We start from the raw sequence: 507 nt of genomic DNA on the forward strand, positions 1-507 counted from the left end.
CTACGATAGATCATGCACCAAGTCACCTTTGCCGAAGCAGAATACAATCTGAAGCGCCGTAAAACTCGTCGAGAGAAGTTTCTTTCTCAGATGAATGCCCTCATTCCTTGGCGGCGACTGGAAGCTCGAATAGCCCCTTGTTATCCACGCGGCAAGCGTGGCCGAGAGCCTTACCCATTGAAGGTCATGCTGCGTATTCATTGCATGCAGTTGTTTTACAACCTCAGCGATCCAGCTATGGAAGATGCGCTATACGAAATTGAATCTATGCGTAATTTTGCAGGATTGACTTTGAATGGCCCAATTCCCGATGAGACAACGATTCTTAATTTTCGCCACTTGCTGGAGTCAAATCAGCTCGGCACAACCCTATTTGAGGAAATCAATAAGTATCTTGCTGAGAATGGTATGGTATTGCGTGAAGGCACCATTGTAGATGCCACTATTATCTCGGCTCCATCTTCGACTAAGAATAAAAAGAAGGAGCGTGATCCAGAAATGCACCAG

1 protein-coding gene is annotated in these 507 nt (G+C 46.0%); it reads left to right on the forward strand.

Features of this window, described 5'->3' with window-relative positions:
• Positions 1 to 9: 9 nt before the first annotated feature.
• Positions 10 to 507, forward strand: a 498-nt coding sequence (locus tag ACCI51_RS19455) for an IS5 family transposase (protein WP_371845089.1), incomplete at its 3' end; no start/stop codon positions are given.

The organism is Microbulbifer echini (genome assembly GCF_041447225.1).
Taxonomy (GTDB): Bacteria; Pseudomonadota; Gammaproteobacteria; order Pseudomonadales; family Cellvibrionaceae; genus Microbulbifer; species Microbulbifer echini.